Source organism: Corynebacterium sp. HMSC064E10 (assembly GCF_001812505.1).
GTDB classification, from domain to species: Bacteria; Actinomycetota; Actinomycetes; order Mycobacteriales; family Mycobacteriaceae; genus Corynebacterium; species Corynebacterium amycolatum.
Genome location: NZ_KV809173.1, coordinates 1090488 through 1103150 on the forward strand (window position 1 = coordinate 1090488; position 12663 = coordinate 1103150).

Consider the following 12663-nt stretch of genomic DNA (forward strand, 5'->3'; position numbering starts at 1 on the left):
GACGCAGACTCGCATGTTTGGTGGGCTTCAGATTAGAAACTCCCAGGTCAGATTCACCCAAAAGCCCGAAAATGCCACCAAACATGCGAGTCTGGGTATTTTGGGCCTGTTTTGAGCCCTTTACCTGGTGCGCATGGGAACTATATTGCAGGCGTGGCTGAAGTGACGCATGGGGCGTACCAAGTAACCGGGGCGTACCAAGTAACCGGGGTGCACCAAGTAACCGGGGTGCTGGCTAGGCAGAGCCCACCCAACCCAAACCAACCCACCCAACCCAAACCAGCCCAATCAGAACTACAACTCCTGCTCGCGCTCAGCGTAGCCAGCCTCAGCGGCATCATAGGCCGCGGCCCACCAAGACTCGTTGGCGCGATACCAGTCGATGGTCTCGGCAAGGCCCGCGGAAAAGTCTTGGTAGCGCGGCTGCCAGCCAAGGGTACGGATGGATGCGGGATCAATCGCATAACGACGGTCATGCCCCGGGCGGTCAGTGACACGGACGAAATCGGACCGCGCACGTCCGAAGCCCTCCAGGATGTCGCCGACCACGTCGAGGTTGGAACGCTCGCCATCTGCACCGATGAGGTAGGTCTCCCCCACCTCGCCGGAATCCAAGATTGCCCAGACCGCGTCATTGTGGTCATCGACGTGAATCCAGTCCCGAATATTCTCGCCGGTGCCGTACACGCGAGGGCTACGACCGCGCAGCAGACCACAAATCTGCCGAGGAATCAGTTTCTCCGGATGCTGCCGCGGGCCGTAATTATTCGAGCAGTTACTAATAGTCGCAGCCAGTCCAAAGCTACGTACCCAAGCCCGGACAAAGTGGTCCGCAGACGCCTTGGAGGCCGAATAGGGGCTGGAGGGTTTGTACGAGGTGGCCGTCGTAAAGCGTGCTGGGTCGTCGAGAGCGAGATCGCCAAAGACCTCGTCTGTGGAGATGTGGTGAAGGCGAACATCGTGGGTGGTGCAGACCTTCGCCAGATTCACAGTGCCCATGACATTGGTGGTGACGAAGGGATCGGCATCCACTAGCGAGTTGTCGTTATGGCTCTCGGCGGCGAAGTGGACGACGGCGTCGAAGCGGGGCACGAGGCGATCGATCAGCTCCGCGTCACGAACATCGCCGCGGATGATCTCACAGTCCGCGCCTTCCAAGCTCGCAGGGTTCGCGGCATAGGTGAAAGCGTCCAGCACCGTGACATTCACATCCGGCCGCGTGGCCAGAGTACGGAGGACAAAGTTGGAACCAATAAAGCCGGCACCACCGGTGACGAGAACACGCATGGAAGCGATTCTAGTTCACCCGGCGATACCGGCTTGTACAAGTATGAAAGCTTAGTTCAGGCCAGCGTACGAGTGCAGACCCGAAACCACCATATTGATGAAGAAGAGGTTGAACACCATGGTCGCGAAACCGAAGATATTAATCCACGCGGCTTTGGTATTACGCCAACCCGAGGTCGCGCGAGCGTGCAGGTACAGAGCGTAGATAATCCAGGTAATCAGAGCAGTGGTCTCCTTCGGATCCCAGCCCCAGTAGCGGCCCCATGCGGACTCCGCCCAAATAGCGCCCAGCACAATGCCCAGACCGAACAGCGGGAAAGACCAAATAGCGGTGCGGTAAGCAATTGCATCCAGCTTCTGCGCGTCCGGCAGCGGCGCGACCAGCTTGCCCAGGAAACCCTTTTCGTTGTCCTTGCGGTTGTACATCCGCAGCATGTAGAGAATCGACGCGACACCGGAAATCAGTGCAATACTGCAGCCGATAGAAATAATCGAGACGTGAATCGGAATCCAAATCGACTGCAGTGCCGGCACCACTGGAGCAGCCTCAACATATAGGTTCTTACCCCCGTAGAACATCAGCGCCAGAATCGGTGCCAGCATCCACGGCCAGAACACGCGCATGGCCTCACGATGCAGTACGCCAGCTGCAATTGCCATAGCAAAGAGGATTGAAACTGATACGTACTCGTAGAGGTTGCCCCACGGGAAACGCTGCACGGCCAGGCCACGCAATAGCACCGATGCAAAGTGCACGGCTACACCGACGTAAATCAGCATTTCCGTCACAACGCCGAGTCGGTTCGTCAGCGCCTGGTTCCTAGGCTCGCTTGCCGACGCCTTCGTCTCCGACTCCCCCGAGTCAGCGACACTAGCGGTGGTAGCTCCATCACCAGCACCGGCGGCTACCAGCTCGCGCTCCGCAACCTGGCTCTTAGCTTCAGCGGCCGCGATACGACGGCTGTAGTAGGCAATGGATACAACAAAGGCCACAAGATAAAAGGCGAAGGCCGTGAAGTACGACCAGTCCGAAAACTGCGCCAGTGTCTTATTGACGAGCATGTACTTGGCTCCAAAAATGTGGAATTAGCGGAATACTTCTTCAAACCCTAGTACTAAAGCGGGACTAAGCAAAAGGGGACCGGAGACACGGGGGACGCAAAAAGTTGCGCGGAGGCGCATTTTCCGCCTCCGCGCATTCAGCCTGTGGCAGGGATGGACCAGGCTTAGTGGTCAGTTAGCTTTTGGCCTTGTTGTCCGCGCTCTCGTTGGTCGCAGTATTGTTGTCGGCAGCATCCTCGTCATCACTGTCACGTTCCAGGATGTCGTCAACGATGTACTGGAACTCCTCGCCCCAACCGGCCTTGTCTGTGCGGGCCAGGCCACCGAACTCAACGCGAGTGCGGCCATCTTCCAATGGGAACATGCGCACCCACACGCGCCGGCGCTTAATGCCCAGCGACATCACCATGCCCGCCAGTGCGGCCACAGTCGCCACCAGCACCCAGAACTGCGTGGGATCGTGCGAGATCTGCAAGTTGACGAATTCCTTCGCACCGAGGAATTCAATCTTGGTGCCGTCGGCAAGCTCGGTGGATTCGCCCTGTTTGAGGTTGACGCGGGCTTCCTTAGCCAGCTGACCCGAGTGCATCAGGTCGCGGTCGAGGGAGAACAGCCCCTGCGAGCGACCAGTGTCCAGGCCCGCGTCGCCGCGGTAGATGTCGACAGCCACGGCCGGGTCTTGCATCGCCGGGTAAGAGGACTGCAGCAGAGCACCCTTTTCACCAGTAAACTCCGCGGTCGGAGCGAACAGGCCCTCGATTGCAATCTGGTTCTGGCGGCGCTCGAACAAGTCCGGGTACATGCCCGCTGGTGGGTCGAAGCGCAGCGCCCCAGAGGACAGGAAGAAGGTCGGGTCATCCGGGCGGAACTGGACAATCGACGTACGCGACTCACCATTCGGCCAGGTCACCTTAAAGGCCGGGGCAAAGCCGTGCCCCTGCAGGTAGACGCGGTCACCGGCGATGCGCAGAGGGTGGTTGACCTGCAGCGTGGTCTTCTCCCACTCATCGACAGGCTTACGCATATCCTCTTCTTCTGCGAATCGGATGTGCGAGGTGAACATCTTGGCCTGGCCGTTCGGCAGGTAATCGGCGGCAAAGTCCTCCACCTGAATACAGAACGGGTTCAGAGTCGTACCGTCGAAGGTGTTGCCCGAGCGCAGCGAGTCATAGTTTGCCGCTGCGGTGTTACAGAACGGAACGCCCACCGCGCTGTTGACGTTGTCATCAGAAATTTCGGTGCCGGTGTTGGTCAGCAAAATGACCTGGCCCTCGTAATAAATCATGCGGCCCAAGCCGACGATGATAATCAGCAGCGCAATGCCCAGGTGGAATACCAGGTTGCCGAACTCGCGCAGGTAGCCCTTCTCTGCAGAAAAGGAGCGTGCCCCGGCGCGGTCTTCATCTGCTGGGGTTTCGGTCAATGCCCACTTGTTCAGGCGCTCACGCACCCGCTTAGAAACTTCGTCCGCGGGGGCATCGACGACGGCTTCGTCGTGAAGCGGAAGACGCGCCAACCGTTTCGGCGCCCTAGCCGGCGGCGTTTTCATGGCCTTGTAGTGGTCGATGGTGCGCGGAATAATGCAGCCGACCAGGGAAATCAGTAGCAATGCCACGATGGCGACGAACCAGACGGACGAGAAGACATCGAAAAGCTGCAGCTTATCCATGATCTCGGCGGTCTTGCCGTTGGCGGCAAGATACTGGTCGACCTTGTCCTTATTCAGCGAGCGCTGCGGCAACAGGGCACCCGGAACCGCTGCGAAAGCGAGAATGAACAGCAGAATCAGCGCCGTGCGCATGCTGGTCAACCAGTTCCAGACCTGCTGGAAGGGCTGTCGTACCTTATTCCAATTCACCGACATCGAAGAAATCTTTCACTAAATTGGCGTTACCGTATCAGTAATAAAAGCGGCCTGAACCCAGGCAACAAAAACATCCCACAGTCCCGTGACCAGGGCAATTCCGACCAGCACCAGCGCCACACCACCGATGAGCTGAATGGTTCGCGAGTGCTTACGCAGGAAGTCCACTCCCCGCATCGCACGTGCCGACCCCAGCGCCACCAAAATGAACGGCAGCCCCAGCCCCAGGCAGTAAGCGATAATCAGCGCCACTCCCCTGGCCGCAGTCATGCCCTGTGTACCTGCGGACACCGAAATAATTGCAGTCAGCGTCGGGCCCAGACACGGCGTCCACCCCAGCGCGAACACCGCGCCGAGCAGTGGCGCTCCCAGCCAGGTGGTCCAGCGCTTCGGCGCCATGCGGGTGTCTTTCTGCAGCGCTGGCACCATGCCCATGAAGGCAAGCCCCATCACGATGGTCACCACGCCACCGACAATCGTCAGCGTGCGCGCCTGCAGACGCAACGTGGACACGAGCCCGAAAATCGAGGCCGACCCCAGCACGAAAATGACAGTAAAGCCCAACACGAACAGCAACGCGGCCAGGCCGACGCGGGCTGTTGAGGAACGCTGGCCACGACCTCCATCGCCGTCATGCTTATCGACGGAGGTTGCGTCCGCAACTCCCGTCGTCACGCCGTTGCCCTGCGCCCCCGATGCTCCGGAAATACCGGTGAGATAGGAGACATAACCTGGCACAAGCGGGATAACGCACGGGCTAGCGAAGGAGACGAGACCGGCCAGTGCAGCGGCGAGCAGCCCCAACACAATGGGACCGCCGGTGGCGACGTCGGCGAACTGCTGGCCGATGCCATCGGCAAAATAGATCGTGTTCATGGCAAAAGTTCCCATGCCGGGGCCTAGCCCTCCGCCTTCACTTCATCGACAGCCTTCATCAGCATCGTGTGATCGACCTCGCGGAGGAATACCTTCGCCGGGCGGTGCTGCTTGTCCAGGATGATGGTCGTCGGAATCACCGACGCCGGGATGCCGCCGAGTGCACCGGCGTTGACGAAAGCCGGGTCATAGATCGACGGGTAGGTGATGCCGTTGTCCTTCACAAAGTCGATTGGAGCTTGGCGGACGTTGTCGCGGACGTTAATGCCGAGGACGGTGCCGATTCCCTGCTCTTCCATCTGTTCCTGAACGTACTGCAGGTCATCAGACTCGGAGCGGCACGGTGCGCACCACTGGCCCCAGGCGTTCAGAACCACAATCTGGTCTTTGAAGTCATCAAGAGAGATTTCCTTGTCATCGTCCTCGAGAGAAGGACCGAAGACATTGCCGACCGGCTTGCGCTCCTCTGGTGCGTAGTCAATGATTTGCTGACCACCCGGAGAAACAAACTCGAACTGACCGCCAACGGCGACGGCGTCGTGTCCCACCGACTCTCCGGGGTTACATGCCGCGAGCGACAGAGACAGAGTTGCTGCCACCAGCGTTGCTGCAATTCGGGACGATGAGACCTTGGCCACCTGGGTGCCACCTTCCGGGGTCAGTGAAACTTCAACAAAACTATTTATTCACCTTACAGGTGACTTGCCGGCTCACTGTAGCGCACGTCGACAATGGTGTCTCCGACGAAGATTAAGGAGGTCACGCTCGCCAGATCACACTGCCTGTTTGCCGGGTTGTGCGCGAGCTTCAAGTACCGCGCACGACGCTGAGCGGCAATGATGCACAGCTGGTGGGTCACCAGCACCGCTTCCGCTCCCTCGGCGGCCTCGCGGGCTCGCTCGATGGCATGGAACATGCGGTCCGCAATCTCCTCGTAGGGCTCGCCCCAGCTGGGCACGCTCGGACGACGCAGCCGTGGCCAGTACTTCGGATTCCACAGTGCGGAGTCAATGCCCTTGATGTGCAACCCCTCAAAGGAGTTACCCGCCTCTAGCAAATCTTCATCCAGGATTGGCTTCGTGCCGATTACCTCGGTGAATGGCCGTGATGTTTCCTGCGTGCGCTGCAGTGGAGAGCAGGCGAAGTAGCGGATGTCGTGGCCTTCGAAGGACGAGGCCGTGGCCGCTGCCTGGCGCTGACCACGCTCTGACAGGTGCCAGCCGGGCAGACGTCCGTAGAGAATCTTATCCGGGTTATAAACCTCGCCGTGGCGGACGAGATGCACAACCGTGGTCTTGGCGTGCTTTGTCGCACGCTTAACTGCCTGATTCTCCGGCTGTACCGGCTGCGCGGCCTGCGGTGCTGCCTGCGGTGTGGCTTGCTGTGCTGCCTGCTGCTCGGCCTGCGAATCGGTCTTGTTCGACACGTGTCACCTACTCCGGCTTGGCGGCTGCCGCCGCCTCGGCCGCGCGGGCTGCTGCACGCTCGATGATTTCGAAGTCGGCGTCGGTGAGTGCGGCGGAGACGAACCAGGTCTCGTAGCAAGAAGCCGGCGGGTAGACACCATTGGCCAGCAGTGCGTGGAAGAAGGCCGGGTAGCGGAAAGTATCCGCTGCCTGCATCTGCTCAAAGTTGTGCCCCTCACCCTCGGCGAAGCGCGGCGATAGCATCGTGCCCGCACGCTGAATGTGGTGGGCCACGCCCTGCTTGGTCAGGGCATCGGACAGAATCGTGGCCAGGCGATCTGCGTTGGCCGCAACGGTGTCATAGACATCCCTCGTGGCGTTTTCCAGGTTGGCCAGGCCAGCTGCCATAGCGACCGGGTTACCGGAGAGTGTGCCTGCCTGGTACACCGGACCGTTCGGAGCCAGGTACTCCATGATGTCGCGGCGACCGCCGAAGGCAGCGGCCGGCAAACCACCGGAGACGACCTTGCCGAAGGTGGTCAGGTCACCGGCCACACCATCAATGCCGTACCAGCCGTTGTAGGAAGCGCGGAAGCCAGTCATAACCTCATCGAGGATCAGCAGAGCGCCGTCTGCGTGGCAGACTTCCTTCAGCTTCGCGTTGAAGTTGTCCTGCGGTGTGACGGTACCCATGTTGCCCGCTGCCGCCTCAGTGATGACACAGGCAATCTCGCCCGGGTTCTCAGCAAATGCGGCCTTGACCGCCTCAATGTCGTTGTAAGGAACAACAATGGTGTCTGCAGCCGATGCACCGGTGACACCCGGCGAATCCGGCAGACCGAAAGTAGCGACACCAGAACCGGCCGATGCCAGCAGCGCGTCCACGTGACCGTGGTAGCAGCCGGCGAACTTGATGATCTTGGAACGGCCAGTGAAACCGCGAGCCAGGCGAACTGCGGACATGGTGGCCTCAGTGCCGGAGTTGACCAGACGCACCTCATCTACCGACGTACGCTCAACGATGTGACGAGCCAGATCGGTCTCAGCCGTCGTCGGAGCGCCGAAAGACAACCCGCGAGTGGCGGCACTCTGAACGGCCTCCACCACTGCCGGGTGGGCGTGGCCCAGAATCATTGGACCCCACGAGCAGACCAAGTCCACATATTCGTTGCCATCAACATCCACGAGACGAGAGCCCGCGGCGTGGTCAATGAAACGTGGGGTGCCACCGACGGAACCGAAGGCGCGGACCGGCGAGTTCACGCCACCCGGCGTCACTGCCTGAGCCTGCGTAAAGAACTCTGCCGAACGCTCGGTGAGCTCAACGTTTTCTGGGACATGAGGAGCATTAATGTCTTGAGTCACGGTGACCATCGTAGACGGCCACTCGGATTAAGGGCTACCCTGCCCTACCAACGTCCCAGCTTCACCCTGAATAGATGCTTCCTGCGGGACGACACTCGACGGGAACGCCAGTCGATCCACAAGCTGGAGAAAATCATCAATAGCGATGCCAGGAGCGGGTGAATCATACCGGTCATACCCAGCAGGATGACTGCAACGTTGTAGAACCACGCAAAGTAGATGTTGGAGTCCATCATCCGCACCACAGCACGTGCGATTTCAATGGCCTCCGGAATCGACAACACGTTGTTGCGCAGTGCCACGACATCGGCGTAATCGACATCAAGATTCTGGTTGCCTTCGGTGTTGTCCATCAAAACACCCACATCAGCGGCACGCAGAGAGTCCCGGATGTCCTTGTCGCCAACCATCACGACTGTCTCACCGTCACTGTGGACCGAACGCACCGCAATGGCCTTGCGGGAGGCAATGATGCCCGCGAATACTCGCGAGATATTCAGCCGGTCAGCGAAACGACGAGCTACTGGGTACGGATCTCGCGTGATCATCATGGTGTCCACGCCCATATCCTCCAGCTGGTCAATGCTCTCGACCGCATCGGGCTTAATGTCCTCACCAATGGTGATAACACCACGGACCTTGCCACGCCACGACACCACCATCGGTGTACCGCCACTGAGCGCAGCCACGGCCATTTTCTCGCTGAGTGCAGTGAGATCACGTGGACGCCAAACACGCCCCTCAACAAAGCGCATCTCCAACTTGTCGTCGGAGTCCTTCACCGGAATCTCTACCTGGCCAACGAACGCACCGTCTTCCGCAATTGCGACATGCACGGTCTCAATCCAGTGCGGCACCTCGCCACCGCCGGAACCGGCGTCGCGGGATGCACGGCACGCGCGCACGATGGCCGCCGATGCCGGGTGGTTGCTCTCCATCATGAGAGCGCCCGCCACACGCAGAACCAAATCCGGATTTTCATTGCGCTCTGCGGCGACACCGAGCACGTGGGTGTCACCCTCGGTCAGGGTTCCAACTCGGTTAAAAATCACCACATTGGCGGTAGCCAACTTCCGGAAAGTCTCATTGCCACGAATCAAAATTCCGTTACTAGCACCGGCCAGAATCCCGATGCGCTGCACGGTCGACGTAGACATTGCCAATGCCACCGGCGCGATGCCCGAGAGTATGGCCAGCGCCACCGCGAGGGCACCGCTCATCGTGCCCGTCGCCAGCCACCAGCCGCAAAATGCCACGCCTGCCAATGACAGCGTCCACGGCACCAGCTCTGATGCCGAGTGCACTGCGGTCTGGTGCATCACCGTTTCTTCTCGAACCGCTTGACGCAGCCAGCGCGCTATCGATGACGCCCGGGTCTTGAAACCGGTGCGCTCCACGCGCACCTTGAGCTCCGAATCCAGGTTGATTGCGCCGGCCCAAACCTTGGAGTTGACCTTGACCTTCTGCGGTTCAACGCCAATACCGAGTAGCTGTGCATCCATCGTGGACGCACCACCGATGACTGAGCCATCGACCGGAATCACCGAGTGCGGTGGAACCACGATGTCATCACCGATATTGAGCTCGGCGACCGTTACCTCCACTCGTTTCGGCTCCGCGGATTTGGCGCTCTTGCGCACGACCGTCACATTTCGCTCAGCTGGAATGCGCAGGTTGCGCAAAATCTGTCCAGTACGCACCTTGTTGTAGCGCGTAAACATACGGCCTGTTAGCAACAGCACGGTCAGGCCGCAAGCAACGTCGAAAAACACCTCTGCCGAGGCGCTTTCCCGGTAGTTGAAAGCAAACCACGTGGGCGCAGTGGTATATCCAATCTGTCCCGCGGGACCAAAGATAAGCTGCGCCAGCGACCACAGCCACGCCAGCAGAATGGCAATGGAGCTCGCCCCATCCAGCGCCGACATCCGCCGACGCAGGGACGCCGCCATTGCCCGGTGGAACGGCCAGCCACCCCACCACACCACAATCGTGGTCAGCACAAGGCACATCCACTGCCAGCCCGGGAACTGCCAGTTGACGTTCAACGACGTCACCAGCACCGGAATCGATAGGAACAGGCTGCCCCAAAAGCGCTGCTTGGTCACCAGTTCACGCGCCGTGAACAGTACCTCCGCACCGCCGCCGCTTCGGCGCAAGGCCGCTTCACGACGGCGAATGCGCTCCTCCTCATTCTGTTGAGCGGCAGCCGGAACAGCGGGACGGCGATGTTGTGACACATCCAGCCGAGTTGCACGACGACGAAGCGTGCTGCGCGTGAGGTACGACTCGACCCCGATTTCGCGGAGAGCTTCGATGAACTGATTCGGATCGATGGTATCGGGCGCTGTAATCCACGCGCGTCCGGGCTTGTAAACCACAGAGGCTGTCACATCTGGAAAGGATTCCAAAACATGCTCAGCACGCTCAGCGCTCTCGGCGTTTTCCAAGTTTTCCAGGATGAGTGCGAAAGCTGTGTTGGACTGGCCTCTGCGGTGTGCAAGCCGCTGATGGGCACTTTCTTCGTCGATGTCCTGACGGCTTCGTGGCAATGCCTTACGAGCAGCGACCTTGGCATCCACAATCGCCTGTTCAACGCGATTGTCCAGAGAGAAATCAAACTCACCGGTGTCACTCATGGCCTTTGAAACTTTCCGTCTAATCCTGTGGCTGATTGGCGCGCGTGAGCGCTAATTCACGATAGAGCAACAGTAGTCCACACGCCATCGCCAGGCTGGGCACGATAACCCATACAGTCAGCGCACCGGCCATAATGGCAAAGAACATGGCGAGAGCCGTGACAATCACCATGATGAGCAGGCAGTTCCGGGAGAGTTTGAACTCAGTGGCCGTCGGCAAGCAGCCGCTACCAATGAGCGAGCAGACCAGCGTCACACCGGCGACGATGTAGATATCGCGGCCAACGGCAGCGGGAGCCTGCGAGTAATCTCCGGTGACCAGTATCAAGCTCAGGACAATCTGGGCGATGAGCGCGACGAAGAGCACCCACTGCCAGGGCCGACTCGGCAGGGACATCATTGCTTGGACTCCTCAGGCTGCTTGGGCTGCTTGGGCTGTGACTGGTCCAGCTGCTGTTGCTGCTTTGTATCAGCGCCATGCTTCGACGCTCCCGGCAGATGCGATTTCGGCGCGGACGGAGTCCACGGTTTCGAGGGGCGCTGATGATTGAAGTAGTCCTTGGACTCCTTCGAGGCGGCGAGCACCAGGCCAGCTACCGCGGCAGTGGCAGAGGCGATTCGCACAATTCCGCTGATAAGAACAAGGGATGATGGCACTCCCGATTCTGAAGCCGTAGAAGAGAAGAAGGACATCAGCGCCGACAGTGCCAGGTAAAGCGAGCCGATAACCAGCACGGTGCGAGCACCTTCGCTCCCCTTGCGCATTCGCTCGATGATGGCGAAGAACGCGATGCAAAGCCCCACTGCGAAAAAGAACGCGATAACGATACTCGCCTTCATGGCGGCATCAATCTGGCCCTCGCTGAAACCCGGGAAATTCTCCTTAGCGGTTGAGGGGCTCATCAGCATTTCCGGATGCAGCCAGTAGGTCACCGTGGCTACTGCAGCGAGGAGCAGCTGCAACACGGCCGTAACCCGCCACGCCTGCCTAGCTCCCTCGACCTGCTCGGGAATTGCGGGCTTCTTCTCTTCTTTAGTCATCCGTCCACTTCTCGATGTTTATTACTGCACGTTCGCCTCAGCGAATTAGAACTGGGCGCGCAGCTTCTTCGCCAAGTCCACCGCTGCGTAGGTCAAAATCTGCTCCGCACCGGCACGGCGAATGCTCAGCACTGCTTCCATCATCGCAGCATCCAGGTCAATCCACCCGTTGGCGGCAGCGGCGTGAATCATCGCGTACTCACCAGAGACCTGGTAGGCAGCAACCGGCACCGGCGAGATGTCTGCGACCTCGCGCAGGATGTCCAGGTAGCTCATGGCCGGCTTGACCATCACCATGTCCGCACCCTCGTCAACGTCGAGCTGCACTTCGAGCAGGGACTCACGACGGTTTGCAGGATCCTGCTGGTAGGTACGGCGATCGCCCTGTAGCGAGCTGCCCACGGCTTCACGGAATGGACCGTAGAAGGCGGAGGCGTACTTTGCCGAGTACGCCATGATGGAGACATCCTCATGGCCAGCGGCGTCCAGCCCCTCACGAATAGCGGCAATCTGGCCGTCCATCATGCCCGACGGGGACACGATATGTGCACCGGCGTCGGCTTGGGCAACGGCCATCTTGACGTAGTTAATCAGCGTGCGGTCATTCTCAACGACCGTGTTGCCGAAGCGATCCGTGCCCAGTACGCCACAGTGGCCGTGGTCAGTGAACTCATCCAGACAGGTGTCGGCCATGATCAGAATGTCATTCCCGAACTCGTCGCGGAGACGACGCAGAGCGCGGTTGAGAACGCCCTCCGGATTCCAGGATTCAGAGCCCTCGCCGTCCTTATCCGCATCGAGCGGGACACCGAAGAGGTCAACCGCCGAGATACCTGCCTCAACAGCCTCGCGCACAGCTTCCACCAGGGAGTCTTCGGTGTGCTGCACTACCCCGGGCAGGGAGCTGATTGGCTTCGGCTCATCAATCCCATCTGCAACAAACATGGGAAGGATGAGATTCTTCGGAGTCAGTGTCGTCTCTGCCGTCATCGCACGCATCACCGGGTTGGTGCGCAGCCTGCGTGGGCGACGAATCGGGAGAGGAAATCCAAACTGTTCGAGATCGATTTCGCGGGATGATTCAGAAGCTCCAGATGTAGTCATAAAGACAACCTTAATCAAAACG

At 59.6% G+C, this 12663-nt stretch carries 11 protein-coding genes; all 11 read right to left on the minus strand.

The window, feature by feature from the left end; translation table 11 throughout:
- Positions 1 to 294: 294 nt before the first annotated feature.
- The 11 genes from rfbB to hemB all read right to left on the minus strand — a co-directional run bounded on the left by rfbB (position 295) and on the right by hemB (position 12641).
- Positions 295 to 1287 carry a dTDP-glucose 4,6-dehydratase gene (gene rfbB / locus HMPREF2860_RS06675; RefSeq protein ID WP_070628684.1) on the minus strand — a complete coding sequence of 331 codons (993 nt, stop codon included), beginning with the start codon at positions 1285 to 1287 and terminating at the stop codon, positions 295 to 297.
- 51 nt (positions 1288 to 1338) lie between these two features.
- Complete coding sequence (ccsB, locus tag HMPREF2860_RS06680; protein WP_070628685.1) at positions 1339 to 2349, minus strand: c-type cytochrome biogenesis protein CcsB; 1011 nt, start codon at positions 2347 to 2349, stop codon at positions 1339 to 1341.
- A 175-nt stretch (positions 2350 to 2524) separates the two neighbouring features.
- Positions 2525 to 4213, minus strand: a complete 1689-nt coding sequence (locus tag HMPREF2860_RS06685; protein WP_070628686.1) for a cytochrome c biogenesis protein ResB — start codon at positions 4211 to 4213, stop codon at positions 2525 to 2527.
- A 15-nt stretch (positions 4214 to 4228) separates the two neighbouring features.
- Positions 4229 to 5089: a cytochrome c biogenesis CcdA family protein gene (locus HMPREF2860_RS06690; RefSeq protein ID WP_070561002.1), complete on the minus strand. Its 861-nt coding sequence runs from the start codon at positions 5087 to 5089 to the stop codon at positions 4229 to 4231.
- Between the two features lie 23 nt (positions 5090 to 5112).
- Positions 5113 to 5727 carry a TlpA disulfide reductase family protein gene (locus tag HMPREF2860_RS06695; protein ID WP_038627561.1) on the minus strand — a complete coding sequence of 205 codons (615 nt, stop codon included), beginning with the start codon at positions 5725 to 5727 and terminating at the stop codon, positions 5113 to 5115.
- Positions 5728 to 5780: 53 nt separating this feature from the next.
- On the minus strand, positions 5781 to 6515 hold the full coding sequence (locus HMPREF2860_RS06700) for a histidine phosphatase family protein (protein ID WP_370547486.1): 735 nt from the start codon (positions 6513 to 6515) through the stop codon (positions 5781 to 5783).
- Positions 6516 to 6522: 7 nt separating this feature from the next.
- Positions 6523 to 7869, minus strand: coding sequence for a glutamate-1-semialdehyde 2,1-aminomutase (hemL, locus tag HMPREF2860_RS06705; protein WP_049180753.1), 1347 nt, complete (start codon positions 7867 to 7869; stop codon positions 6523 to 6525).
- A gap of 35 nt (positions 7870 to 7904) precedes the next feature.
- Positions 7905 to 10496 (minus strand): heavy metal translocating P-type ATPase, encoded by a 2592-nt coding sequence (locus tag HMPREF2860_RS06710; RefSeq protein ID WP_038627557.1) that lies wholly within the window; start codon positions 10494 to 10496, stop codon positions 7905 to 7907.
- A 19-nt stretch (positions 10497 to 10515) separates the two neighbouring features.
- Complete coding sequence (locus tag HMPREF2860_RS06715; RefSeq protein WP_038627555.1) at positions 10516 to 10896, minus strand: hypothetical protein; 381 nt, start codon at positions 10894 to 10896, stop codon at positions 10516 to 10518.
- Entirely contained in the window at positions 10893 to 11537 is a 645-nt protein-coding gene (locus HMPREF2860_RS06720) for a hypothetical protein (RefSeq protein ID WP_070431982.1), read from the minus strand. Before HMPREF2860_RS06720 ends, HMPREF2860_RS06715 begins: the two co-directional genes overlap by 4 nt.
- Before the next feature lie 45 nt (positions 11538 to 11582).
- On the minus strand, positions 11583 to 12641 hold the full coding sequence (gene hemB / locus HMPREF2860_RS06725; protein ID WP_038627551.1) for a porphobilinogen synthase: 1059 nt from the start codon (positions 12639 to 12641) through the stop codon (positions 11583 to 11585).
- Between the last annotated feature and the right edge of the window lie 22 nt (positions 12642 to 12663).

Excerpts from the sequence above, each read along its gene's own strand:
- hemB (WP_038627551.1), bottom strand. The coding sequence starts at position 12,641 with ATGACTACATCTGGAGCTTCTGAATCATCCCGCGAAATCGATCTCGAA.
- HMPREF2860_RS06690 (WP_070561002.1), bottom strand. The coding sequence starts at position 5,089 with ATGAACACGATCTATTTTGCCGATGGCATCGGCCAGCAGTTCGCCGAC.
- HMPREF2860_RS06710 (WP_038627557.1), bottom strand. The coding sequence starts at position 10,496 with ATGAGTGACACCGGTGAGTTTGATTTCTCTCTGGACAATCGCGTTGAA.
- HMPREF2860_RS06685 (WP_070628686.1), bottom strand. The coding sequence starts at position 4,213 with ATGTCGGTGAATTGGAATAAGGTACGACAGCCCTTCCAGCAGGTCTGG.
- hemL (WP_049180753.1), bottom strand. The coding sequence starts at position 7,869 with ATGGTCACCGTGACTCAAGACATTAATGCTCCTCATGTCCCAGAAAAC.
- HMPREF2860_RS06720 (WP_070431982.1), bottom strand. The coding sequence starts at position 11,537 with ATGACTAAAGAAGAGAAGAAGCCCGCAATTCCCGAGCAGGTCGAGGGA.
- rfbB (WP_070628684.1), bottom strand. The coding sequence starts at position 1,287 with ATGCGTGTTCTCGTCACCGGTGGTGCCGGCTTTATTGGTTCCAACTTT.
- ccsB (WP_070628685.1), bottom strand. The coding sequence starts at position 2,349 with ATGCTCGTCAATAAGACACTGGCGCAGTTTTCGGACTGGTCGTACTTC.
- HMPREF2860_RS06715 (WP_038627555.1), bottom strand. The coding sequence starts at position 10,896 with ATGATGTCCCTGCCGAGTCGGCCCTGGCAGTGGGTGCTCTTCGTCGCG.